The sequence below is a fragment of the Aminobacter sp. LjRoot7 genome (assembly GCF_964252895.1).
GTDB classification, from domain to species: domain Bacteria; phylum Pseudomonadota; class Alphaproteobacteria; order Rhizobiales; family Rhizobiaceae; genus Aminobacter; species Aminobacter aminovorans_B.
Genome location: NZ_CAXUPX020000001.1, coordinates 720903 through 743490, shown reverse-complemented (window position 1 = coordinate 743490; position 22588 = coordinate 720903). Strand labels below are relative to the sequence as shown.

Genomic DNA, 22588 nt, shown 5'->3' with positions numbered 1-22588 from the left:
GTGATCAACTTTCGACGAACGGCTGGAAGCCGCCATAGATCATGCGCTTGCCGTCGAACGGCCATTCCGACGGCTCGCCTTTCATGCGCGGATCGGCCATCACCTTCTTCATGATCTCGTCGCGGTCCTCGCGCGAGCGGTAGACGACCCATGAGAAGACGACAATCTCGTCGTCGGTGGCCTGCACCGCGCGGGGAAACGAGGTGACTTCGCCATAGGGCACGTCGTCGGCCAGGCACTCGACATAGGCGATTGCGCCGTGGTCCTTCCAGACCTCGCTTCCGAGCCGCGCCATCTCCTTGTAGGCCTCGATCTTGCCTTTCGGCACGGCGAGCAGGAACCCATCGACATAAGACATGCTTCTTCTCCTCGTGTTATGACGTTGCAAGGACGAACGACTGCTGCCCAATCCTACAATGTCGTCCGATTTTTCTTCCGGGGATCTCGCAGCGCCTGCAAGCACAATGGCCGGGCAGGGCGGCGGGTTCCGAAATCGTTGCGGCGCGCTGCGATCGATCCCATACTATGGGCAGGCGAGCACGAGGCGCGATTGCCATGCCCGAAACCACCACGGCTCCACGCACCAAACTCCGTCCCAAGACCGAGCGGCCGAAGCTGCACAAGGTCATCCTCGTCAATGACGACTTCACGCCGCGCGACTTCGTCGTCACGGTGCTGAAGGGCGAATTTCGTATGTCGGAGGATCAGGCCTACAGGGTGATGATCACCGCCCACCAGCGTGGCGTCTGCGTCGTCGCCGTGTTCACCAGGGATGTCGCCGAGACCAAGGCCACTCGCGCCACCGAGGCCGGCAAGGCCAAGGGTTATCCGCTGCAGTTCACGACAGAGCCGGAGGAGTGAGGAGCGGCCCGCGCAGCGGACGGAAAGCCTAGAATTGGCTTTCGAACGTCGAATGCCCAGAGCCAAAGCGGAGCCAGGGCGCCTGCAGGCGGACTATCGCCAATCCGCTACAGCGTTGCTGGCTCCATGCCCGAGGCCGGGCCGACGTAAAGTTCGCGCCCGCCCCAGTCGCAGATGCGGACCTGGTCCGGCACCTGCGGCATGGCGAGCGTATGGAAAAGCGAGCTGGCGACATCGACGGCTGCATCGATATCGGGCGCCTCGAGCGAAACCCTGTCGAGCGTCGCCTGTGCGCCGTCTTCTTCGCGCAGGCGATAGAATTCGATGACGAAATTCACATCTGCCTCCAGCCGCTTTTGCGGATAGGTCAGCCTTTCGGCTTGCCCTTGTAGGAAGTGGTCTCCGCCTGCTTGACCTGCGAACCGAAGGCGGACGCGGCTTTAACCTCGACCTTTTCCTTCTTGGGCTTCCTGGTTTCGCGGTTGCTGCGTTGCTGGCCCTTGGCCATGGTCGTGTCCTTCCTGTTGCGAAGCGGGCTTATTCGGCGACCGCTTCGACCCCCTCGAGATTGTCTTCCGTGGTCACCCGTTCGTGGTTTTCGCGGTCACTGCGGATGCGGTATTGCGGCGAGCCGTCCTTGGCCGGCAGCGTCGCCTTGACGTGGAAGGTTTCGGCGTCCTTCACCGCGATGCCGATCCGGCTTTTGATCCGCACCATCTGGCCGACGGTGAAGCGATGCGACGGCTTTTCCACGCGCGGGGCCGAAGCCGGTCCTTTTGTGAACCTGATCATGCGGCTTTTTCCTGGTCCTGCCGCAGCGCGGCTTCGAGTTCGGCATAGTCGATGGCGAGAACCTGGCTGGTCAGCAGGTTGGATGAGCGGGCGGGCAGGTGAATGTAGGTGGCGACGCGCCGGTAGGCGATCCACGAGATGCCGTCGATCATCTCTTCGTCCTGGTCGATGTCGTAGTCGCCTGCCGGCTGGACCTCCTCGATCCCGCGCAAGGCGAACGGCCTGTCGAAATGGACGGTTGAACGTTTGGTACGCCCGGTCATCGATGCCTCCCGAAATGAACGAAAAGCGGAGCAATGCCCCGCTTTCCCCGCTTCAAGCGTGCTCGGATCGGATCGGATGGGCGCTGCCAGTACATCCGTGGTCAGCCCCGTCGATCCGATCAAATGAAATCAGAGCAGCTGAAGATTGGTGGCCGACTCGCGGCCCTTGTTGTCGCGCTCCAGCTCGAAATTCAGCTTCTGGCCTTCGGCCAGGCCGGAGAAGCCGGCACGCTCGAGCGCGCTGACATGGACGAAAACGTCCTTGCCGCCGCCGGCCTGCTCGATGAAGCCAAAGCCCTTCTGGCCATTGTAGAACTTCACGGTTCCAGTGTTCATGTGAGTATCTTTCGAATGAGAAAAGTCGTCGCGCGGCAAGTATTGCCGCACATCAATAGATCGACTATTTGGAAAGAGTTTGGCGGGTCGAGAACCTCTGACGCCGCGATAGCCAAGCTGGCCCAAAAAACGATAGATTACGTCTACACCTTAATTACGGTTTATGTAAGGTGCTTTTTACAAGATAGGTTTTATTCCTATATTTATTTCGATGCCGTCCGTATGGCGGCGAGCATGGAATGCTGATACGGTTTCAGCACTAGCAGACAATTGGCAGTTGCTTTCCCGCAGGACCGTTGGTCCTTCGCGGCGGACTGCATTCCCCATGCGAGGACAAGCCATGATGTTCACGAGAAGGCCGAAGATTTCAGCCGTCAAGGTGCCCGTGCCGCTGGTCAAGCCGGCCAAGCTGACCGCGCGCAAGGACGAGATCGCACGGCTGCGGCTCGCCGACAGCGACGGCTCGCGACGTCGCGAGTTGCAAATGATGGAAGACAACCGTCTGCGCTGACTGATTTCGAGGGGCTAGCGCCCCTCGCGGTACCACATCCCGCCGAGCGCCAGCAGCAGCAAACCCAGCCCGAGGAAGCCGCCGAACAGCGGCACCCGCGACACCGACTTCAGCACGCTGTCGTCGGTGGTGCGGAAGCCGAGCCAGTCGCGGCCGGAGGCATCGGCGTTGCCGCGCACCGGCACAATGCTTGGCAGCGAGATTCCGTTGGACAGGGCCGAAATGCCTGTTGCGGCGAGGCGGCGCACATCGCCGCCGGTTGCTTCGGCCGCCGGACGCAGCACGTTCTCGGTCGACACCACATCGGCGAATTCAGGCGCGTTGACCGGCCCGACATGGGCAAGTGCTGTCAGGTCGCCATTGCCGACCTGATACAGGCCGATCTCGCCGACCTCGACGCTGCCGGTGAAGATGCCGGGGTCGCTCTTGGCGAGCTGGACGTCGAGGGTCTTGCCCGACGGCGTGATGACGCGGGCGGGGCCGGCCTCGTCGCGCATCGTCTGGCGGCGGATGTCGAGCACCATGCCGCGGCCGTCGGCGGTCAGGCGCTCTTCCTCGAGCTCAGGCTCCTTCATCAGCCAGTGCGCGATGCGGCGGTAGAGCGAGACATGCGGGCCGCCGCCCTCGAAGCCGCGCGCCCACAGCCAGCCCTGGTCGGACAGGAACATGCCGACCCGGCCTTCACCCTTGCGGTCGAGCAGGAGTAGGGGCCTGTCATCGGCCCCCTTCATCACCACTTCGCCCTCCGGCTGTTCGATGCCGATCTGGCGGAACCAGCGGCTCCAGCGCGGCGGCTCCTGCGCCGAGCCTTCGAGTCCGCGCGTCACCGGATGGCGCTGGCCGAGCTCGGTCAGGCGCGGATAGAACGCCTTTTCGATGACGTCGCCATTGGGCATTGCGGGCAGGGCAGAGATCAGCGGCGTATTGGCGATCGACTGCTCGCCGGCATATTCGGGGCCGGCGGCGATCAGCAGCGCGCCGCCCTTTTCGACGTATTCGGCGATGTAGTCGTAATAAAGGATCGGCAGCACGTCGCGGTGCTGGTAGCGGTCGAAGATGATCAGGTCGAAGTCGTTGATGCGCTCGACAAACAGCTCGCGCGTCGGAAACGCAATCAGCGACAGCTCATTGATCGGCGTTCCGTCCTGTTTTTCCGGCGGCCGCAGAATGGTGAAATGCACCAGGTCGACCGAGGCGTCCGACTTCAAAAGGTTGCGCCAGGTGCGCTCGCCGGCATGCGGTTCGCCCGAGACCAGAAGCACGCGCAGGTTCTCGCGGATGCCGTCGACGAGCGCTATGGCGCGGTTGTTGGTGTCGGTCAGTTCGCCCGGAACGCGGTCGATCGACAGCTCGACGATGTTACGTCCGGCCGAGGGCACCGTGATCTGCAGCGGCATCTCCTGGCCGACAAAAGCGCGCTGCACCGACACCTGGTTGCCGTTGATCGAGACCCGCACGTCGACCGAGCCTGCCTCGCCACCGGTGTCGATCACCCGGTAGGTCATATCGAGCGGCTTGCCGACGATGCCGAAGCGCGGCGCGTTCTCGAAGCGGATGCGGCGGTCGCGTTCGTTGTCCTCGCCGGTGATCAAAGCGTGCAGTGGCGCGCTGATCGCGGGCGTGCCGGGTACGTCGTGCACCTGGCCGTCGGTGACCATCACGGCACCGCCGATACGCGAAGGCGGCACATCGCGGAACGCACCTTCGAGCGCCGCAAACAGCCGCGTTTCTGTGCGGTCGTCGGCGGCGTCGGCACGGCCGGCCTCGACCACACGCACTTCGAACTGCCTGAAGCGTGCCAGCCGTTCCTTGAGGCCCTCGACCGCCGCATTGGCCTGCGCGGTGCGGTCGCCGATGTCCTGGCTCTGGCTGCGGTCGACGACTATGGCGACGACGCTTTTCAGCGGCTCGCGCTCCTCGTCAAGGATCACCGGGTTGGCCAGCGCCAGCCCCAGCGCGCCGAGCGCCACCAGACGCAGCCATGCGCCGCGCTGGCGAAACCACAGGCCGACAAGCGCGAGCAGGGCGAGGGGCACGAGCAGGGCGGCCAAAATCGGCCATGACAGCAGGGGCTCGAAGGCGACGGACCAGTTCATGCTACTGCCCCAGCCGTTCGAGCAGTGTCGGTACGTGCACCTGGTCGGATTTGTAGTTGCCGGTCAGCATGTACATCATAATGTTGACGCCGGCACGCAGCGCGTAAATACGCTGCATCGGATCCGACGGCACCGTCGGCAGCATCGGATCGCCATTCTCGTCGATCGCCCAGGCGCCTGCGAAATCATTGGCGGTGATCATGATCGGGGTGACGCCGTCGCCGGTGCGCACCGGCCGGCCCTCGGCGTTCGACGCCTCGAGCGACGCCTCGACCCAAAGCGGGCTGCCATTGAAGCGGCCGGGGAATTCGGGAAGGATGAAGAACGCCTTGGTCAGCACGTGGTCGGCCGGCACCGGCTCTAGCGGCGGCACGTTGAGGCTGGAGAGGATATCGCGCAGCCGCTCGGTGGCCGGGCTCGCGGCGTCGGCGCCGATGCCGTTGGCGAACTGGTCGCGGGTGTCGAATAGCACGGTGCCGCCTTGTTTCATGTAGGCGTCGACGCGGGCGATCGCCGCTTCGCTCGGCATCGCGGCTGCCGGATCGATCGGCCAGTAGATCAGCGGGTAGAAGGCAAGCTCGTCCTTGGCGATGTCGACGCCGGCCGGCTCGCCCGGTTCGAGCGCTGTCTTTTCGACCAGGAATCTGGTCAGGCCGGTGATGCCGGCACGGCTGATCGCGTCGACCGAGGACTCACCCGTCAACACATAGGCGATGCGGGTTTTCGAGATCGCCTCGACCGCCTCGACGTCGCCCGGCTTGGCATCGTCGGCACGAGCCAGATCGGGCTGCGCCATCAGCGCGCCGAGGCAGAGCAGCACTGCCGCGGTTGTGCCGGCGGTCCGCCCGCGCTTCGCGCCACGGCGTGAGAACATGCCGCCCATCCACAGCACGGCCAGCGTGTCGAGCGCCATCAATGCCAGTGCTGCTGCCACAAGCGAGCCTTTCAGGTCGCGCGATTCGTCGAAAGCGTAGCGTATTTCGGTCACCGGTGCAGAAACCTGCGGCCGCACCAGTGGCGACAGCGTGCTGTCGGGTTTCAGCAGATTGTGGGCGAGCACGCCTTCTTCGCTGCCATAGAGGCCGGGCGGGTTTTCGAGCGTGACGGGCAGGGCGCCGGCGCTTGCGAGTAGGGGCCGGGCATCCGGCGTCGGCGGCACGATGCGGCCGTCGGCGGAAATCATCCGGTAGGGCGCCAGCGACGCCGGCTTGCCCTCGGCGCCTGTGGTTGCCGTGCCCTGGTTGCGCGACAGCTGCACGATGCGGCGCAGCATCTCGACGAAGCTGCCCGAGATCGGCAGGTTCGACCACGTCGCCTGCGGTGCGATGTGGAACAGCACGAGCGTTCCCTTGCCGCGTCGGGCACCCGTCACAAGCGGCGTGCCATCGGCGAGATTGGCCCAGGTGCTTGCGGCGAGGTCGGGTGTCGGCTCGGCCAGCACCTGCTTGCTGACAGTCACCTCGTTGGGCGGCGACAGGTCGGCAAACGGGCCGGTGCCAGGGAAGTCGCTGACCGGTTGCGGTGCCGTCCACGACAGGGCGCCGCCGAGCGAACGTTCGCCGAGCCTGAGCCGCACCGGCAGCAACTCCTCGTCATTGCCGGCAGCAGCGAGGCGCGAGCCGGCGAAGCGCACGAGCGTGCCGCCCTCCTTGAGCCAGGTCAGCAGCTTCTCGCGCGCCTGCGGCGGGATGGTGCCGACATCGGCCATGACGATCATTGCCGGCTTCTGCTCAAGCATTTGCGGGATCGCTTCGGCGAGATCCGAACTCGTCGGTTCGCTCAGGTCAGCAAAGGGTTCAAGCGCGCGGCGGATGTAATAGAGCGGCGCCAGCAGCGGCTGTGAATCTTCGGCATCCGACTGCGACAGCAGGCCGACGCGACGGCGCTTGGAGCTGTCGTCGAGCACCCTCACAGCGCCCGCCTGGCCTTGGCCGTCGAGCGCGATCGAGGCGAAATCATTGCGCAGTTCGAAAGGCACGGCCATCGTGCCGGTCGCCACCGTCTCGCCCGGCGCGAAAGTCAGCGTCGCGTCGGCGATGCGGCGGCCCTTGTCGTCGAAGGCGCCGGCGGTCACGGCGCCCGGCGCGGGATCGCCCGGCGCGCGGATCGCAGTCAGCGCAAAGCCGTCCATCTCGTTTTCGGCCGCCGTCAGTCCCTTGGTGTCGAGTCTATCAGGCGAGGCCCACAGCACGTTGGCCGGGTTCTGGCCCAGAAGCGTCGCAAACGCCTGTTCGTCGCCGGCACCCGCCAGCCCGTCGTCGAGTACCGCGACGCTCGTGCCGGGCAGCGTCGCCAGGACGGTCGCAACGCGTGCGTAGACCGGTCCCCTGTCGGTCGGTACCGGCCGTGGTTCGGCGGCGCGCAGCCGGTCGAGCGCTGCCTGCGCATCGAACGGACCGATCTCGGCATTGGGTTTCTCGGCGGTGAAGGCCAGCACGACAGGCTGTCCTGATGCACCGGCATCGGCGATCAGCCGTTCGGCGGTAGCAACGCGACGCTTCCAGTCCGGCGCGCTTGCCCAGCCATTGTCGACCACAAGTGCCAGGGCAGCACCACCCGTCGGCAGTTTTTCGCGCGGATTGAACACCGGCTCGGCCAGCGCCAGCACCACCAGTGCCGCCATCAACAGGCGGAGCAGCGTCAGCCACCACGGGCTCTGGTGCGGCGTCTCTTCCTTCTTGAACACCCGCGCCAGGATCTTCAGCGGCGGGAAGATTTCGGCCTGCGGCTTGGGCGGGGTCAGCCTGAGCAGCCACCAGATGACGGGCAGGGCGAGCAGGCCCCACAAGACAGCCGGAAATCCGAACGAAAGCGGCAGCCAGCTCATCGGCGCCCTCCCGGTCCGTGGCCTTCGGCGGTCAATGCCATATGCACATGCACAAGCGCGTCCGAGGCAAGGCGGTCGGTGTGGTTGACCGTGTAGCTCCAGCCGAGCCGTTTGCACCAGGCGGCCAGTTCCTCGCGCCGCGCGGAATAGAGGTTGCGGTAGGCGTCCGACAACTGCTCGGCGCGGCCGGCGGTCAGCTTTTCGCCTGTCTCTGGGTCGGTGAATTCTGTGCGGCCGGCATAGGGAAAGCTCTCTTCCGCAGGGTCGGCGACCTCGATCAGATGCGCGCGCGCGCCATGGCGGGCCAAGGTGTCGAGCCAGGCCATCGTCTCTTCGACCGGGTCGAGGAAGTCACCGATGATGACGATGTCGGAGAAACGGCGGATGCTCGAAAGATCGGGCTTCGCCGGCAGCGACATGGCTTGCGCCAGATGCGAGGCCAGCCGCTCGGCGCCGTTGCGGGCGCTGAACGGATCGGTCAGGCCCGGCCAGGCGATGCGCTCGCCGCTGCGCGACAGAAGCTCGGCCAGCGCAAAGACCAGCACCAGCGCGCGCGATTCCTTCGACACGGTCGCCGTCTTCGATTTATACAGCATCGATGGCGACAGATCGGCCCACAACCAGACGGTGTGCGCCGCTTCCCATTCGCGGTCGCGGACATAGGTATGGTCGTCGCGGGCCGAGCGGCGCCAGTCGATGCGGGCCATCGCCTCGCCCTGGACATAAGGCCGGAACTGCCAGAAATTCTCGCCGATACCGCGCTTCTTGCGGCCATGCCAGCCGGCGATCACAGTGTTGACGATGCGGCGGGCCTCGACCAGGAGGTCAGGCACCAGCGAGGCGCGCAACCTGCCACGGGCAAGCGCATCGCTGGTCGCAACCGGTGCCGATGCCTCGCCGATGCGCGCCATCAGATGTCCTTGACCAGCCGCGCCACCACGTCGCGGACCGTCATGCCTTCGGCGCGGGCGGCGAAGGTCAGCGCCATGCGGTGCTGCAGCACCGGTTCCGCCAGCGCGCGGATGTCGTCGATCGATGGCGCAAGGCGCCCGTCATAGAGCGCGCGCGCCCTGGCGCACAAAGTCAGCGCCTGGCTGGCACGCGGGCCGGGACCCCAGGAGACGTGCTTGTCGGTCTCGGCGTTGCCCTGGCCGGGTCGCGCCGAGCGCACCAGCTTGAGGATCGCCTCGACGACGGTCTCGGGCACCGGCATGCGCCGGATCAGGTGCTGGATGTCCTTCAGCCGCTCGGGGTCGAGCACGTTCTGTGCCCTGGCGTCCTCGATGCCGGTGGTTTCCAGAAGGATGCGCCGTTCGGCCTCGAGTTCGGGGTAAAGGATGTCGACCTGCATCAGGAAGCGGTCGAGCTGGGCTTCCGGCAGCGGATAGGTGCCTTCCTGCTCCAGCGGGTTCTGGGTCGCCAGCACGTGGAAAGGCGCGGGCAAGTCGTGGCGTTCGCCGGCCACCGTCACGTGATATTCCTGCATCGCCTGCAGCAGCGCCGATTGGGTGCGCGGGCTGGCGCGGTTGATTTCGTCGGCCATCAGCAATTGCGCGAAGATCGGACCCGATATGAAGCGGAAGGAACGCTTGCCCTGGTCGTCCTGCTCCATCACCTCGGAACCGAGAATGTCTGACGGCATCAGGTCGGGCGTGAACTGGATGCGGCGCGAGTCGAGGCCGAGCACGATGCCGAGTGTCTCGACCAGCTTGGTCTTGGCGAGGCCGGGCACGCCGACAAGCAGCGCATGGCCGCCGGCCAAAAGCGCCACCAGCGTGCGTTCGACGACGCTTTCCTGGCCGAAGATGACGCGGCCGACGCCGGCGCGGATCTTGGCGATGTCGGCAAGCGCACGTTCGGCTGCGGCGATCATCTCGCTCTCGCTCATCGCCGTTTCCTTGATCATCACGCTCATGCGGGCCGGATCCTTCTTCTGGCGCCGGGTCCCGAAATCGAAACCGATTCTCGGACCGCCGATGCGCTCACTCAAAATGCTACAGCGTGCCTCTCTCGTCCATTAGAACAGGGCGCCGCTTCGTCAATCTACAAGGATTATTTGCCTCTTGGTCCGGTGCGTCGTCCGTGTGGACGTCGTGCCTGCCGCCCAATCCCCAGAGGTCAAACGATCCCGGGCGTCGCGATCTCCATGCCCGCACCTTTGCGAGGTCATGGCATTGAACTTAAATCACTTGCCTATGCTGACAAGCGCAACAACAGTGACTATTTCGTGACCATGACTGGCGACCTTGACCATAGCCGCGCGGCGGCAACCGACCTTGGGCTGACCCGCGCCGGCGACGCGGCGGGCCTCGAGGCGCTGATTTCGCGCGCCGCCCGCGCCGGCAAGGGCCTACCGCCGGTCGAGCGCTGGAATCCCGATTTCTGCGGCGACCTCGACATGGAAATCAAGCCCGACGGGACCTGGTTCTATCTCGGCACGCCGATAGGCCGCATGCCGCTGGTGCAGCTGTTTTCGACCGTCCTGCGCAAGGACGAGGACGGCAAGACCTACCTGATCACCCCGGTGGAAAAGGTCGGCATCCGCGTCGTCGACGCGCATTTCGTCGCCGTCGAGATGAACGTCACGGGCGAGGGCACCGACCAGGTTCTGACCTTCCGCACCAATGTCGGCGATGTCGTCGAAGCCGGGCCCGAGCATCCGCTGCGCTTCGTCGACGAGCCCGAGACCGGCGGGCTCAAGCCCTATTTGCTCGTCCGCGGTCGCCTCGAGGCGCTTGTCGCGCGTCCGGTCATGTATGAGCTCGCCGAAATTGGCGAACGCATCGAGATCGATGGCAAGGACATGTTTGCCGTGCGCTCGAAGGGTGAGGTCTACCCCGTGATGCCCTGGGACAGGCTGGAGCGGCTGAGCGCGTGATGGTTCATTCCCGGCCAGCGCATTATTCGGCGCAGGATTTTCGCCAGCGCGCCGCACAGGAGCATCTCAACGATGCCGTCGCCGACTATGGCGACCATGTGCTCAACCCCGACATGCGCGAGCTGTTCGTGCACGACCGGCTGCGCGACGCCGCCGTGCTGATCCCTGTCGTCGACCATGGCGATGCCTCGACCGTCATCCTGACCAAACGCGCCGAGAAGCTGAAGAGCCACTCCGGCCAGATCGCCTTTCCCGGCGGCCGCATCGACCCAACCGACGTATCGCCGGAGGCGGCAGCGCTCCGCGAAACGGTCGAGGAGATCGGCATAACCTCCGACTACATCGATGTTATCGGCCGCCTGCCGGACTACGTCACCGGCAGCGGTTACCGCATCGCGCCGGTGCTCGGCATCGTCCGCCCCGGCTTCCAGCTCACCGTCAACGAGGGTGAAGTCGACGATGTCTTCGAGGTGCCGCTCGGCTTCCTGATGGACCCGGCCAATCATGGCCGTGCCAGCCGCACCTGGCAGGACCAGGAGCGCTTCTTCTACGCCATGCCCTATGAAGAGCGTTACATCTGGGGCGTCACCGCCGGCATCATCCGCGCGCTCTATGAAAGGCTCTACACATGAGCGCAACGATCGCCGGATCAACCTGGCTGAACGACCCGCAGCTGCAGAAGCTGCTCGCTGTCCTCAACGCCGATGGCGGCGAGGCGCGCATCGCGGGTGGTGCCGTGCGCAATGCGCTGCTCGGCGAGCCCGTCGCCGATGTCGACATCGCCACCACCAATCTGCCCGACGAGACCGTCCGTCGCGCTGAAGCGGCTGGCTTCAAGACCGTGCCCACCGGCGCCGAGCATGGCACCATCACCGTTATTGCAGGCGGCAAGCCGTTCGAGGTCACCACCTTGCGCGCCGATGTCGAGACCGACGGCCGCCGCGCCAAAGTCGTCTTCGGCAGCGACTGGAAGGCGGACGCCGAACGGCGCGACTTCACCATCAACGCGCTTTACGCCTTGGCCGACGGCAGCGTGATCGACCTTGTCGGCGGGCTAACCGATCTCGAAAGCCGCACGCTGCGCTTCATCGGCGACGCCGAGACCCGCATCCGCGAGGACTATCTACGTATCCTGCGCTTTTTCCGCTTCTTCGCCTGGTATGGCAAAGGCCGGCCGGATGCCGAAGGGCTCAAGGCCTGCGCCCGGCTCAAGGACGGCATCGCGCGGCTATCGGCCGAGCGTGTCTGGTCGGAGCTGAAGCGTCTGCTTGGCGCGCCCGACCCGTCGCGCGCGCTGTTGTGGATGCGCCAGGCTGGCGTGTTGACCGCAGCACTGCCCGAGAGCGAGAAATGGGGCATCGATGCCATCCACGCGCTGGTCCGGGCTGAAAACGATCTCGGCTGGAAGGCCGACCCGCTGCTGCGGCTCGAAGCGATCGTGCCGCCGGATGCAGCACGCATGAAGACGCTCGGCGACCGCCTCAGGCTCGCCAATGTCGAAACCGACAGACTGGTCCAGTGGGCGGCAACCGCCAAGGTCGAGCCTGTTGTCACCGAGGGCGAACTGGCCAAGCGCCTTTATCGCGGCAATGTCGAGGCCTTTGGCGACCGGCTGCGTCTCGACCTCGCCTCGGCGCGCGGCCGCGCCGAGCAGGACGACAAGGCGCTGATCGAGGCCGGCGGCTACTTCCGCCTGCTGTCCTTCACCGGCAAATGGCAAAAGCCCGACTTCCCGTTACGCGGCGGCGACCTGGCACCGCACGGCGTCGAGGGCGCGGCACTCGGTTCGTTGCTCAAGGCTCTGGAGGGGGAGTGGGTCGACAGCGGCTTTGCGCTCACGCGCGACGCGCTGCTCGAGCGCGCCGCTGAAAGGCTCAAGGTCTAGCTCAGGCTGCGTCGCGGACCTTCTCGATACGCGAGCGAATCGCTTCGATCATCGTCTCGCGGATGATGGTCTCGCCGTGGGTCTCGCGCATATGCTCGGCCACGCGGCGAATGATTTCAGCTTCGTCCTCGTGGCGGGTGTGCCACTGGCAGCCGGGGACAAGCGACCCGCATTGAAATTCCTTCATCGGATGTCTCCTTCCTCGTCCGTTTCGGGGGTGCACTATAACACGCAATCGGGCAATTGGTTGCGCCCAGCACTATGCCAGCCGACAGTTTGAGATGGCCCGCTCGCGCATTCGCGGAAAAGCCTCGCGTTGTCAGTGCATTGCCGCTGCGCATTGAAAAAATGATTCCGCCGGCTCAAGCGCAGCATCAATGAAAAAGGGCGGAACCTCGTGGTCCGCCCTTTTTGCAGCGCGCGCTGTGGCGCTACTTCATGATCTTCACCGACGCTGCCACCTTGTTCGTTCCGCTCATGTCCCACATGACCGAGACCTTTTCGCCGGCCTTGAGGCCAGGATCCTTGAACTTCTTCGACAGCACGAAGGCTGTGCCGTCGTTGAGCGTCAGGCTCATCGCCTTGGCGTCGAATGTCTTGATCGTCCCGTCCGTATGCTGGACGGCGGCGAAGGCTACGGCAGAGGTTGCGAGAATGGCAGCTGCGGCTGCGGGAACAAGAAGCTTGCGCATGGCATGCTCTCCGACGAATGCGGGCGTCCGAACGGAACGACCCGCCTGGTGAAGGGCCGTCCAGTCACGTCGCGTCGCGGTCGAAAAGATCGAACCGCCGGCGTTTCCCGGCCCCGGCGCTAGAAATAGCGGTGCCGGTGTCGAGGCATATTAGACGAAAAACATATTTTCAAACGGTGACTTAGCCACATTCGGCGCCCAAATCTCTCTTTGTGGCGCCGAATGTGGCAAGTGCGAACCTTACGAAAAAGTAAGACCCAGTGAGAGCTTGGCGATTACTCGCCGAACTTCTTCTTCGGCTTGTACTTCTTTGGCGCGCCGGTGCCCGCCGGCTTGTCGTAAGCGGGCTTGTCATAGGCCGGCTTGGCATAAGCGGGTTTGTCGAAGGCAGGCTTGTCGCCGGAGCGCTTTTCGAACGGCTTCTTCTCGTAGGGCTTCTTTTCGAAGGCCTTCTTCTTGAAGGGCGGCTTGTCGGAAGGGTCGTACTGGCCCTTGCGGTGCTGCTTCTTCGGCTTGCCGGCGCTGTCGCCGCCGCCAGGTGCACCTGCGAGCCGCTTGATGTCGACGCCCTTTTCGCCAGAGCCGTTCTGTTCGACGGTCCGGGCGTAGTTGTCGGCGCGGTTGGCCACGATTTCGAAATGTGACTCGGTGTCGAAGATGCGGATCGAGCCGATCTCGGTCTTGGTCACATGACCGGCTTTGCACAGCAGCGGCAAAAGCCAGCGCGGCTCGGCGCGCTGCTTGCGGCCGACCGAGACGGAGAACCAGACACCGTCGGTAAAGCGGTTGTCCGGACGCTCGGCCTTGGCGGCATCGAAGGCTGGGATCGGGCGGTCGGAAAGCTCTTCGGCCGCCGGGCGTGACGCCATCTGCTGGCGCAGCCAGGCGAGAGCCAGCGTCTCGGGCGAATGCGCGGCGAGGACTTCGGCGACGATCGCCGCCTCGTCCTCGCCAGCCGCCTCGATGTCGTTGAGTTCGGCCAGCATGCGCTCGCGGTTGCGGGCGTCGATCTCGGTTGGGCCAGGCGCTGACTGCGTCGTTGCCTCGAGCTTCGCCAGCTTGAGCAGGCGGGTCGCACTGCCGCGGCGATGGAACGGCACGATCAGAACACACACGCCCTTGCGCCCGGCACGGCCGGTACGGCCCGAGCGGTGGAGCAGGGTATCAGGGTTGGTCGGCAGGTCGGCGTGGATGACGAGATCAAGGTTCGGCAGGTCGATGCCGCGGGCGGCAACGTCGGTCGCCACGCAAACGCGGGCACGGCCGTCACGCATCGCCTGCAGCGCGTTGTTGCGCTCGGCTTGGCTCAGCTCACCCGACAGCGCCACCACGGCAAAGCCGCGATTGGCAAGCCGCGCCGAGAAGTGCTTGACCGCTTCGCGCGTCGCGCAGAACACCATGGTGCTCTGGGCGTCGAAATAAAGCAGCGTGTTGATGATGGCGTTCTCGCGCTCGGGCGGCGCGACAAGAACCATGCGGTACTCGATGTCGTCGTGCTGGCGGCTTTCGCCGGCTGCGGTGATGCGCAGCGCGTTGCGCTGGAAGCGCTTGGCCATCTGGGCGATCTGCGGCGGCACTGTTGCCGAAAACAGCAGCGTGCGGCGTTCCTGCGGTGCAGCCGCCAGGATGAATTCGAGGTCTTCGCGGAAGCCAAGGTCGAGCATCTCATCGGCTTCGTCGAGAACCACGGCGCGCAGGCCGGAGATGTCGAGGGAACCGCGGGTGATGTGGTCGCGCAGGCGGCCCGGCGTGCCGACGACGATGTCGGCACCTTCATCAAGCGTGCGGCGTTCCTTGCGCATGTCCATGCCGCCGACGCAGGAGGCGATGCGCGCGCCGGTTCCGGCATAGAGCCATTCGAACTCGCGGCGCACCTGGATGGCGAGCTCGCGGGTCGGGGCAATGATGACGGCACTTGGGGCGCCGTCGCGGTCGAAGCGCTCGCGGCCGTCAAGCAGCGTCGGGGCGATGGCGATGCCGAAGGCCACCGTCTTGCCCGAGCCGGTCTGGGCCGAGACCAAAAGGTCGACGCCTTCCGCCTCGGGAGCCAGCACTGAAGTCTGCACCGGGGTCAGCGTTTCGTAGCCACGCGCGGCGAGCGCCCCGGCCAGCGCCGGAACCATGTTGTCGAAAATCGTCACGAAAATCTTCCAATGAGAGCAAGGCCCGTCACTATAGGACGAGGGCCAAGGAAAGCGCGCTCTCTAAAGCTTTGCTGCCCGCACGTCAATGCGACGGCGGGCAGGGCAGCCATGCGTCGGGCTCAGGGCCACCTGACTTCGGGCGGCATGCTCGACAGGATCGAAGCGATGTTGCCGCCGGTCTTGAGCCCGAAGATGGTGCCGCGGTCATAAAGCAGGTTGAACTCGACATAACGGCCGCGGCGCACCAGCTGTTCGTCGCGGTCGCCATCGGTCCAGTTGGTGTTGAAGTTCTGCCGCACCAGATGCTGGTAGGTGACGAGGAAGGCGCGGCCGACGTCCTGGACGAAACGGAAGTCGGCATCCCAGCCGCCCTTTTCCTCAGGCGAATGCTGCCAGTCGAAGAAGATGCCGCCGGTGCCGCGCGGCTCGTTGCGGTGCGGCAGGAAGAAATACTCGTCGCACCAGTCCTTGTATTTCTGGTGGTCGGCGACACCGGGGTGCTTGTTGCAGGCAAACTGCATCGCCTTGTGGAAGGCGACCGTGTCGGCGTCTTCCTGGGTGCGGCGGCGGTCGAGCACCGGCGTCAGATCGGCGCCGCCGCCGAACCACCAGCGCGAGGTCGCCACCATGCGCGTGTTCATGTGCACGGCCGGCACGTTGGGGTTCTGTGGGTGCGCGATCAGCGAGATGCCCGAGGCCCAGAAGCGCGGGTCTTCCTCGGCACCCGGCATCTGCTTGCGGAACTCGGGCGAGAACTCGCCATGCACGGTCGAAGTGTGCACGCCGACCTTCTCGAACACCCGACCATGCATCATCGACATGATGCCGCCGCCGCCCTTGCCTTCGTCGCGCTGCCAGGGCGTGCGCTCGAAGCGGCCCGGCGCCCACGACGCCAGCGGTCCCTCGACCTGATCCTCGAGTGCCTCGAAGGCGAGACAGATGCGGTCGCGCAGCTCCTCGAACCAGGCGCGGGCGCGCGCCTTCCTGTCTTCGATGTCGGCCGGCAGTCCCGCCGGGATTTCAGGACGCTGCAATTTAGGCTCCGCACAAAATGACTCGTAATTGTCCGGCGCGATCCCTAATCTCCTTCTCGCATGGGTCAAGGAGTTCTTTATGGGCACACCGACCAGACCGCCGCTGGAGGATCTCGCCAAGAGGCTCCAGCGCAGCCGGGCCGAACGTGAGCGCAGGCCGCGCGACGGGTTCCTGCGCGAGACCTTCGTATTGCCGCGCAACGACGCGCGACTCAAGGCGCAGGAGTGGTTCTCCCGCTGGCCGAAGCAAGCCTACTGGACCGAGATCGAAAGCTGGTTCGAGCGCCCCGGCGACGTCATCGAGTTCACCATCCGCCGCCTGCCGACATCGGACTAATCCGTCACCATCAACCGCCGTGGTCCCGGGCCCTGGCGCGCCAGCCTGTCCTCGCGGTTGCGCAGCGGGCATTTGTCGATCGACATGCAGCCGCAGCCGATGCAGTCGGTCAGGCCGTCGCGCAGCTTCTTCAATTGTTCGATGCGGTGGTCGAGGTCGTGGCGCCAACCCGTTGAAAGCAGACTCCAATCCTCGCGCGTCGGTGTGCGGCCGTCGGGCAGGGCGGCGAAGGCCGCGGCGATGTCTGCAAGCGATATGCCCACATCCTGGGCGATCCTGATCACCGCCACCCGGCGCAACACATCACGCGCATATCGGCGCTGGTTGCCGGAAGTCCTGTGGCTGTGGATCAGCCCGCGCGTCTCATAGAAGTGGAGTGCTGAAACGGCGACGCCGCTGCGCTTGGCGACCTCGCCGACAGTCAATTCGCTAGCCATCGAAAATTCCCGCTTGACCTCAATATTAGTTGAGGTTGTACGAGGATATCCTCCACCGTGCAAGGAAGGATGACGACATGGCGAGCCCGGCTTCAGACAACTGGAACGACAGTGCGCCGGAAGGCTGTTTCGCCACCGCGGCGCTGCGACTCGCAGCCGCCTTGTCAGCCGAGCTGGCGCATCGCTTCGCCGGCCACCATCGCGGCAGCCAGCGCGACGTTGAGGCTGCGGCCGCCACCTCGCATCGGGATGAGCAGCCGCTCGAAGGCGAGATCGTGGACGTGATCCGGAACCCCCGCCGATTCGCGGCCGACCATGACGATGTCGCCTGGTTCGAAGCGGAAATCCGTGTAGGGCAAGGTGGCTTTCGTCGACAGCAGCACCAACCGACGGCCTTCGCCGCGCCGCCAGTCCTCGAAGCGATCGAAGTCGACGTGCCGGGTCAGGGCCGTCATTTCGAGATAGTCCATGCCAGCGCGTTTGAGCGCCCGGTCGGAAATGTCGAAGCCGGCGGGCTCGATCAGGTCTACGGCGACGCCGAGGCAGGCCGCCATGCGCAGGATGGTGCCGGTGTTGCCGGCGATGTCGGGCTGGTAGAGCGCGATGCGGAATGTGCCGTTCATGTCGATGTCCTAATCTGTGGCGGCAAGGCCACAGCAAGTCGTGCCCAAGCAAAAAGTGAAGATGATGCTGTGGCGTTCTGCCGCGAAGGGGAGTATACGGCCTGCATTGTCAACCCGAACCGATGGAGGGGTACATGATGCTGCTTGACACACACCGCCCCGACTGTGGGCGACGTACTGCCTGAGGGCGGACCGGTTCGACGACTTTTCCTGACAATTCCAGGTATTTTCGCATCGCGGTCCGCAGAAGCCCTTATCCGGTTTTCGAAGGACAATTCCGATGTTTGCCAATATCCCCAACGGGCACAACGCCCGTAACGAACACGACTCTGCATTTTTTGCCCACCGCAACGAGATAGCCGCAGCCAGGCACCATGCCATGATGCTGGCGCTCGGCGCGCATCAGCCCAAGGCGAACCCTCCTGTTCGCCAGCGGCCGCATCGCGGCATGCTGCCCGATGTCGACATGTCGAATGTCGTCGTCGACCCCAGCTACAAGCCGCTCTTCGGCCGTTTCGTTGCCCTGATCGGCCGGCTTGCCGGCCGCTCAGGTGCGGCCCGGCCTGCTGCCAGAACGATGTCAGGAGGCAACCGCTGAGGATTCGCCGAATCCTCAGCGGCCCCCTACATTCTGATGGCCCCGCCGGCTTTTGATTCCAGTGATCCGGCGAATAATGGCCGTGCCAGTGGCCCTCCAAGATACGTCCCACGCGGAATTCGCCGCGTAGCGCATACCGAACTGAGAGACTGAAATGTTCCGCTGGTTTGAAAACAGACTGAATCCGTTCCCGGTGGAGGAGCCGGTCGAGCCGCCGAAGACGCTTGTCGCCTTCTGCCTGCACTACACCAAGGGCGCCTGGACCTACATCGTCATCGCCGCCGTGCTGACGTCGTTGATCGCGCTCGCCGAAGTGTGGATGTTCGGCTTCCTCGGCAACATCGTCGACTGGCTGTCGGCCCAGAACCGCGAGACCTTCCTTCAGAATGAAGGCTGGAAGCTCGCCGGCATGGCCTTCATCGTCATGGTCGTGCTGCCGGGCATGGTGGTGCTGCAGTCGCTGGTCAACCAGCAGACGCTGATGGGCAACTATCCCATGCGCATCCGCTGGCAGGTGCACCGCTACCTGCTCAAGCAGTCGATGAGCTTCTACCAGGACGAATTCGCCGGCCGCATCGCCACCAAGCTGATGCAGACCGCGCTCGCCGTGCGCGAATGCGTGGTCAAGCTGATCGACGTGCTCAACTACGTCATCGTCTATTTCCTCGGCGTGCTGTTCATCGTCGGATCTGCCGACATCAAGTTGGCCGCACCGCTGGTCGTCTGGCTGATCTGCTACGTGCTGTTGCTGCGCTACTTCGTGCCGCGCCTCGGCAAGCTGGCCGAAGAGCAGGCCGATGCACGCTCGACGATGACCGGCCGCGTCGTCGACAGCTACACCAACATCCAGACGGTCAAGCTGTTTTCGCATTCGCGCCGTGAAGCGTCTTTCGCGCGCGAAGGCATGTCGTTGTTCATGGACACGGTCTACCGCTCGATGCGGCTGGTGACCTCGCTCTATGGCGCGCTCTATCTGCTCAACTCGACGCTGCTTCTGTCGGTCGGCGCCCTGTCGATCTCGCTGTGGCTCAATGGTGCGGTCTCGATCGGCGCTGTCGCCGTCGTGCTCGGCCTCGTGCTGCGCCTGTGGGGCATGTCTCAGTGGATCATGTGGGAGGTCTCGGGCCTGTTCGAGAGCATCGGCACCGTCCAGGACGGCATCACCTCGATCTCGATGCCGCGCCTGGTCGAGGACAAGCCCAACGCCAAGGAGATCGTCGTCGACAAGGGCGGCATCGCCTTCGACAATGTGCGCTTCCACTACGGCAAGAAGAAAGGCGTCATCGAGGATCTCAGCCTGACCGTCAGGCCCGGCGAAAAGGTCGGCATCGTCGGCCGCTCCGGTGCCGGCAAGTCGACGCTGGTCAACCTGCTGCTGCGCTTCTACGACATCGAAGGCGGCCGCATCCTGATCGACGGGCAGGACATCTCTGCCGTCCAGCAGGACAGCCTGCGTGCCCGCATCGGCATGGTGACTCAGGACACCTCGCTGCTGCACCGCTCGGTCGCCGACAACATCCTCTACGGCCGTCCCGACGCTACCGAAGAGATGATGATTGAGGCGGCGCGGCGCGCCGAAGCGCTCGACTTCGTCGCCACCCTTGCCGACCCCAAGGGCCGCAAGGGCTTCGAGGCGCATGTCGGCGAGCGTGGCGTCAAGCTGTCCGGCGGCCAGCGCCAGCGCATCGCGATTGCCCGTGTCATGCTCAAGGATGCGCCGATCCTGATCCTCGACGAGGCGACCTCGGCGCTCGACTCGGAGGTCGAAGCGGCGATCCAGGAAAACCTCTACCGCCTGATGGAAGGCAAGACCGTCATCGCCATCGCCCACCGCCTGTCCACCATCGCCGCGATGGATCGCCTTGTGGTCATGGACAAGGGTCGCATCGTCGAACAGGGCAGCCACGACGAGCTGGTCGCCAGGGGCGGCATCTACGCCTCGCTCTGGCAGCGCCAGTCCGGCGGCTTCCTGCTCGACGACGTCGCCGGCGAGGCTGCCAACGACGCCGAAGCCAAGGGCCAGGCCGCGGAGTAGGGCAGGCAAAGATCGAGGCCTCTGCCAGTGCGGAGGCCTCTTTCATTTCAAGGGCGATATCAGCCCACATCATTGTGAACGCACCGCCCAACATTCGCCCGGCTTGGCGGCACGTTTCTCCTGCCAGGCTGCGGTTGCCTCGTGCATCGGTTGGGCCGAAAATAGTGAGTCGTTGCCGCCAGATAGCCCAGAGAGCTGATGAACAGAATCTACAAATGGTTCGAAAGCTGGGTCTATCCCTTCCGGGAGCCGAAAAACCTCAGGCCGCCCGCAACTGTCTGGGGCTTCCTCTGGCATTATGTCGGCCAGGCAAAGTTCGCCTTCTTCGCCATGCTGGTCATCGGCGGCATCGCGCCGCTCGTCGAGGCCGGGCTGTTCTATTTCGTCGGCCGCCTCGTCGACATCCTTGACGGACTGCCTGCCGACCGCAGCTGGGCGGCACTGTGGGATGTCGCGGGCCCCGAAGTGCTGTTCATGGCGCTCGTGGTGCTGGTCATCCGCACCCTCGTCGTCGGCCTGTCGGCGCTGGTCGACGAACAGACGATCACGCCCGGCTTCTACAATCTCGTACGCTGGCAGGCGCATCGCCACGTGTCGCGCCAGTCCTACTCCTTTTTCCAGAACGACTTTGCCGGCCGCATCGCGACAAAGGTCTGGCAGGCGGGGCAGGCGACCGGCGACCTGATGGAAAGCTTCATCGAGGTCGTCTGGTTCATGCTTGTCTACACCGTCACCACGCTCGCCGTGGTCGCCGGCCTCGACTGGCGGCTCGCCGCACTGGTGGTCGTATGGATCGTCGCCTTCGGCTTCCTCGCAAATCACTATTTGCCGTCGATCCGAAAGCATGCCGAGGCAACCGCCGAGGCCGGCTCAATGATCAATGGCCGTATCGTCGATTCCTATTCCAACGTGCAGACACTGAAGCTGTTCGCCGCCGACGGCGACGACCGCTACATCCGCTCCGGCTTCGACATCTATCTCGATGCGCTCCGGCCGTTCACCCGCAGGCTGACCGGCGTGCGCCTGGCGCTGACGGCACTTTCGGGTGTCATGATCACGGCCATCGCCTGGTACTCGATCCATCTATGGATCGAGGGCGCGATATCAGTCGGCGCCGTCGCCTTCACGCTCAGCCTCGTGCTGCGCCTCAACATGCTGCTCGGCCGGCTGATGATGCAGCTCAACGGTATCCTCAGGAACCTCGGCGTGCTGGAAAACTCCAAGGCGCTGATCAGCCAGCCGCTCGGTCTTGTCGACAATCCCGACGCAGGTGACCTGGTGGTCAAGGGCGGCGAGATCCGCGCCGACAAGGTCGTCTTCCACTATGGCAAGGGCGGCGGCGTGCTCGACGGCATCGAGCTTGTCGTCAAGCCGGGCGAGAAGGTCGGAATTGTTGGCCCGTCGGGCGCCGGCAAGACCACGCTCGCCAATCTCATCCTGCGCCTCTACGACCTCGAGGGCGGACGCATCCTGATCGATGGCCAGGACATCGCCACTGTCACGCAGAATTCGCTGCGTGGCCAGATCGGCGTCGTCAGCCAGGACACGGCGCTGTTCCATCGCTCGCTGCGCGACAACATCAAGCTCGGCAAGCCCGATGCATCGGATGAAGAGGTCGTTGCCGCCGCGCGCAAGGCCGAAGCGCACGACTTCATCCAGACACTCGCCGACAATCGCGGCCGCGAGGGCTACGATGCCTTCGTCGGCGAGCGCGGCGTCAAGCTGTCGGGCGGCCAGCGCCAGCGCGTGGCGATCGCGCGCGTCTTCCTCAAGGATGCGCCGATCCTGATCCTCGACGAGGCGACTTCGGCACTCGACAGCGACATCGAGGCGGCGATCCAGGAGAACCTGCACGCGCTGATGCAAAACAAGACCGTGCTCGCCATCGCCCACCGGCTGTCGACGATCGCAGCCCTCGACCGGCTGGTCGTGCTCGACAAGGGCGGCATCGCCGAACAGGGCACGCATGACGAGCTGCTCGCGCTCGACGGCCTCTACGCCCGCCTGTGGAAGCGCCAGTCCGGCGGCTTCCTGTTCAACGAGGACGGCGTGCTTGATGAATCGAGGCCGGCATGATGGCGCGTTCCGCAATCTGCCCCTCATCCGCCTGCCGGCACCTTCTCCCCGTGAAGGACGGGGAGAAGGGACAAGCGGCGCCGTCGACGCCTCCCTCTCCCCGTCCTTCACGGGGAGAGGGTAAGGGTGAGGGGCAGTGCAGCCATCTCAATTCGGGGGCGCC

General features: G+C 64.9%; 25 protein-coding genes. 9 read left to right on the top strand and 16 right to left on the bottom strand.

The genetic code is table 11. The annotated features are described in order from the left end of the window. Positions 1-4 precede the first annotated feature (4 nt). Positions 5-358, bottom strand: coding sequence for a DUF1428 domain-containing protein (locus ACSQ3E_RS03635; RefSeq protein ID WP_310316049.1), 354 nt, complete (start codon positions 356-358; stop codon positions 5-7). A 197-nt stretch (positions 359-555) separates the two neighbouring features. On the opposite strand from ACSQ3E_RS03635, the gene clpS reads away from it, so the two are divergent. Next, positions 556-861 (top strand): ATP-dependent Clp protease adapter ClpS, encoded by a 306-nt coding sequence (clpS, locus tag ACSQ3E_RS03630; RefSeq protein WP_436121644.1) that lies wholly within the window; start codon positions 556-558, stop codon positions 859-861. A 107-nt stretch (positions 862-968) separates the two neighbouring features. Here the strand turns inward: clpS and ACSQ3E_RS03625 are convergent, their stop codons facing one another. The 5 genes from ACSQ3E_RS03625 to ACSQ3E_RS03605 all read right to left on the bottom strand — a co-directional run bounded on the left by ACSQ3E_RS03625 (position 969) and on the right by ACSQ3E_RS03605 (position 2252). After that, positions 969-1199 carry a hypothetical protein gene (locus tag ACSQ3E_RS03625; RefSeq protein ID WP_310316057.1) on the bottom strand — a complete coding sequence of 77 codons (231 nt, stop codon included), beginning with the start codon at positions 1197-1199 and terminating at the stop codon, positions 969-971. 29 nt (positions 1200-1228) lie between these two features. Continuing rightward, positions 1229-1369 carry a hypothetical protein gene (locus tag ACSQ3E_RS03620; RefSeq protein ID WP_310316060.1) on the bottom strand — a complete coding sequence of 47 codons (141 nt, stop codon included), beginning with the start codon at positions 1367-1369 and terminating at the stop codon, positions 1229-1231. A 29-nt stretch (positions 1370-1398) separates the two neighbouring features. After that, positions 1399-1653, bottom strand: coding sequence for a hypothetical protein (locus tag ACSQ3E_RS03615; RefSeq protein WP_432287357.1), 255 nt, complete (start codon positions 1651-1653; stop codon positions 1399-1401). Then, complete coding sequence (locus ACSQ3E_RS03610; RefSeq protein ID WP_436121643.1) at positions 1650-1916, bottom strand: hypothetical protein; 267 nt, start codon at positions 1914-1916, stop codon at positions 1650-1652. Before ACSQ3E_RS03610 ends, ACSQ3E_RS03615 begins: the two co-directional genes overlap by 4 nt. A 129-nt stretch (positions 1917-2045) precedes the next feature. Next, positions 2046-2252, bottom strand: coding sequence for a cold-shock protein (locus ACSQ3E_RS03605; protein WP_067959320.1), 207 nt, complete (start codon positions 2250-2252; stop codon positions 2046-2048). A 340-nt stretch (positions 2253-2592) separates the two neighbouring features. Between ACSQ3E_RS03605 and ACSQ3E_RS03600 the strand changes: the two genes are divergently transcribed. Next, on the top strand, positions 2593-2763 hold the full coding sequence (locus tag ACSQ3E_RS03600) for a hypothetical protein (RefSeq protein WP_310316073.1): 171 nt from the start codon (positions 2593-2595) through the stop codon (positions 2761-2763). A gap of 14 nt (positions 2764-2777) precedes the next feature. Here ACSQ3E_RS03600 and ACSQ3E_RS03595 read toward each other — a convergent pair whose 3' ends face one another. Genes ACSQ3E_RS03595 through ACSQ3E_RS03580 form a run of 4 tightly spaced genes read right to left on the bottom strand, consistent with a single transcriptional unit; the run spans position 2778 to position 9601 of the window. Then, positions 2778-4859, bottom strand: coding sequence for a hypothetical protein (locus ACSQ3E_RS03595; protein WP_436121642.1), 2082 nt, complete (start codon positions 4857-4859; stop codon positions 2778-2780). A 1-nt stretch (position 4860) separates the two neighbouring features. Continuing rightward, positions 4861-7686 carry a DUF4159 domain-containing protein gene (locus tag ACSQ3E_RS03590; protein ID WP_436121641.1) on the bottom strand — a complete coding sequence of 942 codons (2826 nt, stop codon included), beginning with the start codon at positions 7684-7686 and terminating at the stop codon, positions 4861-4863. Beyond that, the gene (locus ACSQ3E_RS03585) at positions 7683-8597 is read right to left on the bottom strand and encodes a DUF58 domain-containing protein (protein WP_436121640.1); all 915 of its coding nucleotides are present in this window, start codon (positions 8595-8597) and stop codon (positions 7683-7685) included. The genes ACSQ3E_RS03590 and ACSQ3E_RS03585 overlap by 4 nt, the downstream gene beginning before the upstream one ends. Beyond that, positions 8597-9601 (bottom strand): AAA family ATPase, encoded by a 1005-nt coding sequence (locus ACSQ3E_RS03580; RefSeq protein WP_310316086.1) that lies wholly within the window; start codon positions 9599-9601, stop codon positions 8597-8599. The genes ACSQ3E_RS03585 and ACSQ3E_RS03580 overlap by 1 nt, the downstream gene beginning before the upstream one ends. A gap of 318 nt (positions 9602-9919) precedes the next feature. Between ACSQ3E_RS03580 and ACSQ3E_RS03575 the strand changes: the two genes are divergently transcribed. From ACSQ3E_RS03575 to ACSQ3E_RS03565, 3 genes are read left to right on the top strand one after another with little or no spacing between them, the layout of a single operon-like run. Beyond that, complete coding sequence (locus tag ACSQ3E_RS03575; protein ID WP_436121639.1) at positions 9920-10564, top strand: DUF1285 domain-containing protein; 645 nt, start codon at positions 9920-9922, stop codon at positions 10562-10564. Beyond that, positions 10564-11196 (top strand): CoA pyrophosphatase, encoded by a 633-nt coding sequence (locus ACSQ3E_RS03570; protein WP_436121967.1) that lies wholly within the window; start codon positions 10564-10566, stop codon positions 11194-11196. Before ACSQ3E_RS03575 ends, ACSQ3E_RS03570 begins: the two co-directional genes overlap by 1 nt. Further along, positions 11193-12449: a CCA tRNA nucleotidyltransferase gene (locus ACSQ3E_RS03565; protein ID WP_436121638.1), complete on the top strand. Its 1257-nt coding sequence runs from the start codon at positions 11193-11195 to the stop codon at positions 12447-12449. Before ACSQ3E_RS03570 ends, ACSQ3E_RS03565 begins: the two co-directional genes overlap by 4 nt. Position 12450: 1 nt before the next feature. On the opposite strand, the gene ACSQ3E_RS03560 is transcribed toward ACSQ3E_RS03565, so the two are convergent. The 4 genes from ACSQ3E_RS03560 to hemF all read right to left on the bottom strand — a co-directional run bounded on the left by ACSQ3E_RS03560 (position 12451) and on the right by hemF (position 16319). Continuing rightward, entirely contained in the window at positions 12451-12636 is a 186-nt protein-coding gene (locus ACSQ3E_RS03560; protein ID WP_115731123.1) for a DUF1059 domain-containing protein, read from the bottom strand. 244 nt (positions 12637-12880) lie between these two features. Next, entirely contained in the window at positions 12881-13141 is a 261-nt protein-coding gene (locus tag ACSQ3E_RS03555; RefSeq protein WP_436121637.1) for a DUF1344 domain-containing protein, read from the bottom strand. Positions 13142-13416: 275 nt separating this feature from the next. Then, a complete protein-coding gene (locus ACSQ3E_RS03550) occupies positions 13417-15282 on the bottom strand; it encodes a DEAD/DEAH box helicase (RefSeq protein WP_436121636.1) in 1866 nt (621 codons plus the stop codon). Between the two features lie 122 nt (positions 15283-15404). Then, complete coding sequence (gene hemF / locus ACSQ3E_RS03545; RefSeq protein WP_436121635.1) at positions 15405-16319, bottom strand: oxygen-dependent coproporphyrinogen oxidase; 915 nt, start codon at positions 16317-16319, stop codon at positions 15405-15407. A gap of 79 nt (positions 16320-16398) precedes the next feature. Between hemF and ACSQ3E_RS03540 the strand changes: the two genes are divergently transcribed. Further along, positions 16399-16656, top strand: a complete 258-nt coding sequence (locus ACSQ3E_RS03540) for a hypothetical protein (protein WP_184766810.1) — start codon at positions 16399-16401, stop codon at positions 16654-16656. Here ACSQ3E_RS03540 and soxR read toward each other — a convergent pair. Together soxR and ACSQ3E_RS03530 are read right to left on the bottom strand one after the other, a co-directional pair. Beyond that, positions 16653-17093 (bottom strand): redox-sensitive transcriptional activator SoxR, encoded by a 441-nt coding sequence (gene soxR / locus ACSQ3E_RS03535; RefSeq protein ID WP_310316107.1) that lies wholly within the window; start codon positions 17091-17093, stop codon positions 16653-16655. The genes ACSQ3E_RS03540 and soxR overlap by 4 nt on opposite strands. A 164-nt stretch (positions 17094-17257) precedes the next feature. Next, a complete protein-coding gene (locus tag ACSQ3E_RS03530) occupies positions 17258-17716 on the bottom strand; it encodes a tRNA (cytidine(34)-2'-O)-methyltransferase (RefSeq protein ID WP_436121634.1) in 459 nt (152 codons plus the stop codon). Between the two features lie 280 nt (positions 17717-17996). On the opposite strand from ACSQ3E_RS03530, the gene ACSQ3E_RS03525 reads away from it, so the two are divergent. The 3 genes from ACSQ3E_RS03525 to ACSQ3E_RS03515 all read left to right on the top strand — a co-directional run bounded on the left by ACSQ3E_RS03525 (position 17997) and on the right by ACSQ3E_RS03515 (position 22425). Next, on the top strand, positions 17997-18314 hold the full coding sequence (locus ACSQ3E_RS03525) for a hypothetical protein (RefSeq protein WP_436121633.1): 318 nt from the start codon (positions 17997-17999) through the stop codon (positions 18312-18314). 154 nt (positions 18315-18468) lie between these two features. Beyond that, the gene (locus tag ACSQ3E_RS03520) at positions 18469-20349 is read left to right on the top strand and encodes an ABC transporter ATP-binding protein (RefSeq protein ID WP_436121632.1); all 1881 of its coding nucleotides are present in this window, start codon (positions 18469-18471) and stop codon (positions 20347-20349) included. Between the two features lie 198 nt (positions 20350-20547). Further along, positions 20548-22425, top strand: a complete 1878-nt coding sequence (locus ACSQ3E_RS03515) for an ABC transporter ATP-binding protein (RefSeq protein ID WP_436121631.1) — start codon at positions 20548-20550, stop codon at positions 22423-22425. Positions 22426-22588: the final 163 nt, after the last annotated feature.

What these genes read in the sequence shown, in the direction of transcription:
- ACSQ3E_RS03635 (WP_310316049.1), bottom strand. Translation starts at nt 358, where the DNA reads ATGTCTTATGTCGATGGGTTCCTGCTCGCCGTGCCGAAAGGCAAGATC.
- clpS (WP_436121644.1), top strand. Translation starts at nt 556, where the DNA reads ATGCCCGAAACCACCACGGCTCCACGCACCAAACTCCGTCCCAAGACC.
- ACSQ3E_RS03620 (WP_310316060.1), bottom strand. Translation starts at nt 1,369, where the DNA reads ATGGCCAAGGGCCAGCAACGCAGCAACCGCGAAACCAGGAAGCCCAAG.
- ACSQ3E_RS03615 (WP_432287357.1), bottom strand. Translation starts at nt 1,653, where the DNA reads ATGATCAGGTTCACAAAAGGACCGGCTTCGGCCCCGCGCGTGGAAAAG.
- ACSQ3E_RS03610 (WP_436121643.1), bottom strand. Translation starts at nt 1,916, where the DNA reads ATGACCGGGCGTACCAAACGTTCAACCGTCCATTTCGACAGGCCGTTC.
- ACSQ3E_RS03605 (WP_067959320.1), bottom strand. Translation starts at nt 2,252, where the DNA reads ATGAACACTGGAACCGTGAAGTTCTACAATGGCCAGAAGGGCTTTGGC.
- ACSQ3E_RS03600 (WP_310316073.1), top strand. Translation starts at nt 2,593, where the DNA reads ATGATGTTCACGAGAAGGCCGAAGATTTCAGCCGTCAAGGTGCCCGTG.
- ACSQ3E_RS03595 (WP_436121642.1), bottom strand. Translation starts at nt 4,859, where the DNA reads ATGAACTGGTCCGTCGCCTTCGAGCCCCTGCTGTCATGGCCGATTTTG.
- ACSQ3E_RS03590 (WP_436121641.1), bottom strand. Translation starts at nt 7,686, where the DNA reads ATGAGCTGGCTGCCGCTTTCGTTCGGATTTCCGGCTGTCTTGTGGGGC.
- ACSQ3E_RS03585 (WP_436121640.1), bottom strand. Translation starts at nt 8,597, where the DNA reads ATGGCGCGCATCGGCGAGGCATCGGCACCGGTTGCGACCAGCGATGCG.
- ACSQ3E_RS03580 (WP_310316086.1), bottom strand. Translation starts at nt 9,601, where the DNA reads ATGAGCGTGATGATCAAGGAAACGGCGATGAGCGAGAGCGAGATGATC.
- ACSQ3E_RS03575 (WP_436121639.1), top strand. Translation starts at nt 9,920, where the DNA reads ATGACTGGCGACCTTGACCATAGCCGCGCGGCGGCAACCGACCTTGGG.
- ACSQ3E_RS03570 (WP_436121967.1), top strand. Translation starts at nt 10,564, where the DNA reads ATGGTTCATTCCCGGCCAGCGCATTATTCGGCGCAGGATTTTCGCCAG.
- ACSQ3E_RS03565 (WP_436121638.1), top strand. Translation starts at nt 11,193, where the DNA reads ATGAGCGCAACGATCGCCGGATCAACCTGGCTGAACGACCCGCAGCTG.
- ACSQ3E_RS03560 (WP_115731123.1), bottom strand. Translation starts at nt 12,636, where the DNA reads ATGAAGGAATTTCAATGCGGGTCGCTTGTCCCCGGCTGCCAGTGGCAC.
- ACSQ3E_RS03555 (WP_436121637.1), bottom strand. Translation starts at nt 13,141, where the DNA reads ATGCGCAAGCTTCTTGTTCCCGCAGCCGCAGCTGCCATTCTCGCAACC.
- ACSQ3E_RS03540 (WP_184766810.1), top strand. Translation starts at nt 16,399, where the DNA reads ATGGGCACACCGACCAGACCGCCGCTGGAGGATCTCGCCAAGAGGCTC.
- soxR (WP_310316107.1), bottom strand. Translation starts at nt 17,093, where the DNA reads ATGGCTAGCGAATTGACTGTCGGCGAGGTCGCCAAGCGCAGCGGCGTC.
- ACSQ3E_RS03530 (WP_436121634.1), bottom strand. Translation starts at nt 17,716, where the DNA reads ATGAACGGCACATTCCGCATCGCGCTCTACCAGCCCGACATCGCCGGC.
- ACSQ3E_RS03525 (WP_436121633.1), top strand. Translation starts at nt 17,997, where the DNA reads ATGTTTGCCAATATCCCCAACGGGCACAACGCCCGTAACGAACACGAC.
- ACSQ3E_RS03520 (WP_436121632.1), top strand. Translation starts at nt 18,469, where the DNA reads ATGTTCCGCTGGTTTGAAAACAGACTGAATCCGTTCCCGGTGGAGGAG.
- ACSQ3E_RS03515 (WP_436121631.1), top strand. Translation starts at nt 20,548, where the DNA reads ATGAACAGAATCTACAAATGGTTCGAAAGCTGGGTCTATCCCTTCCGG.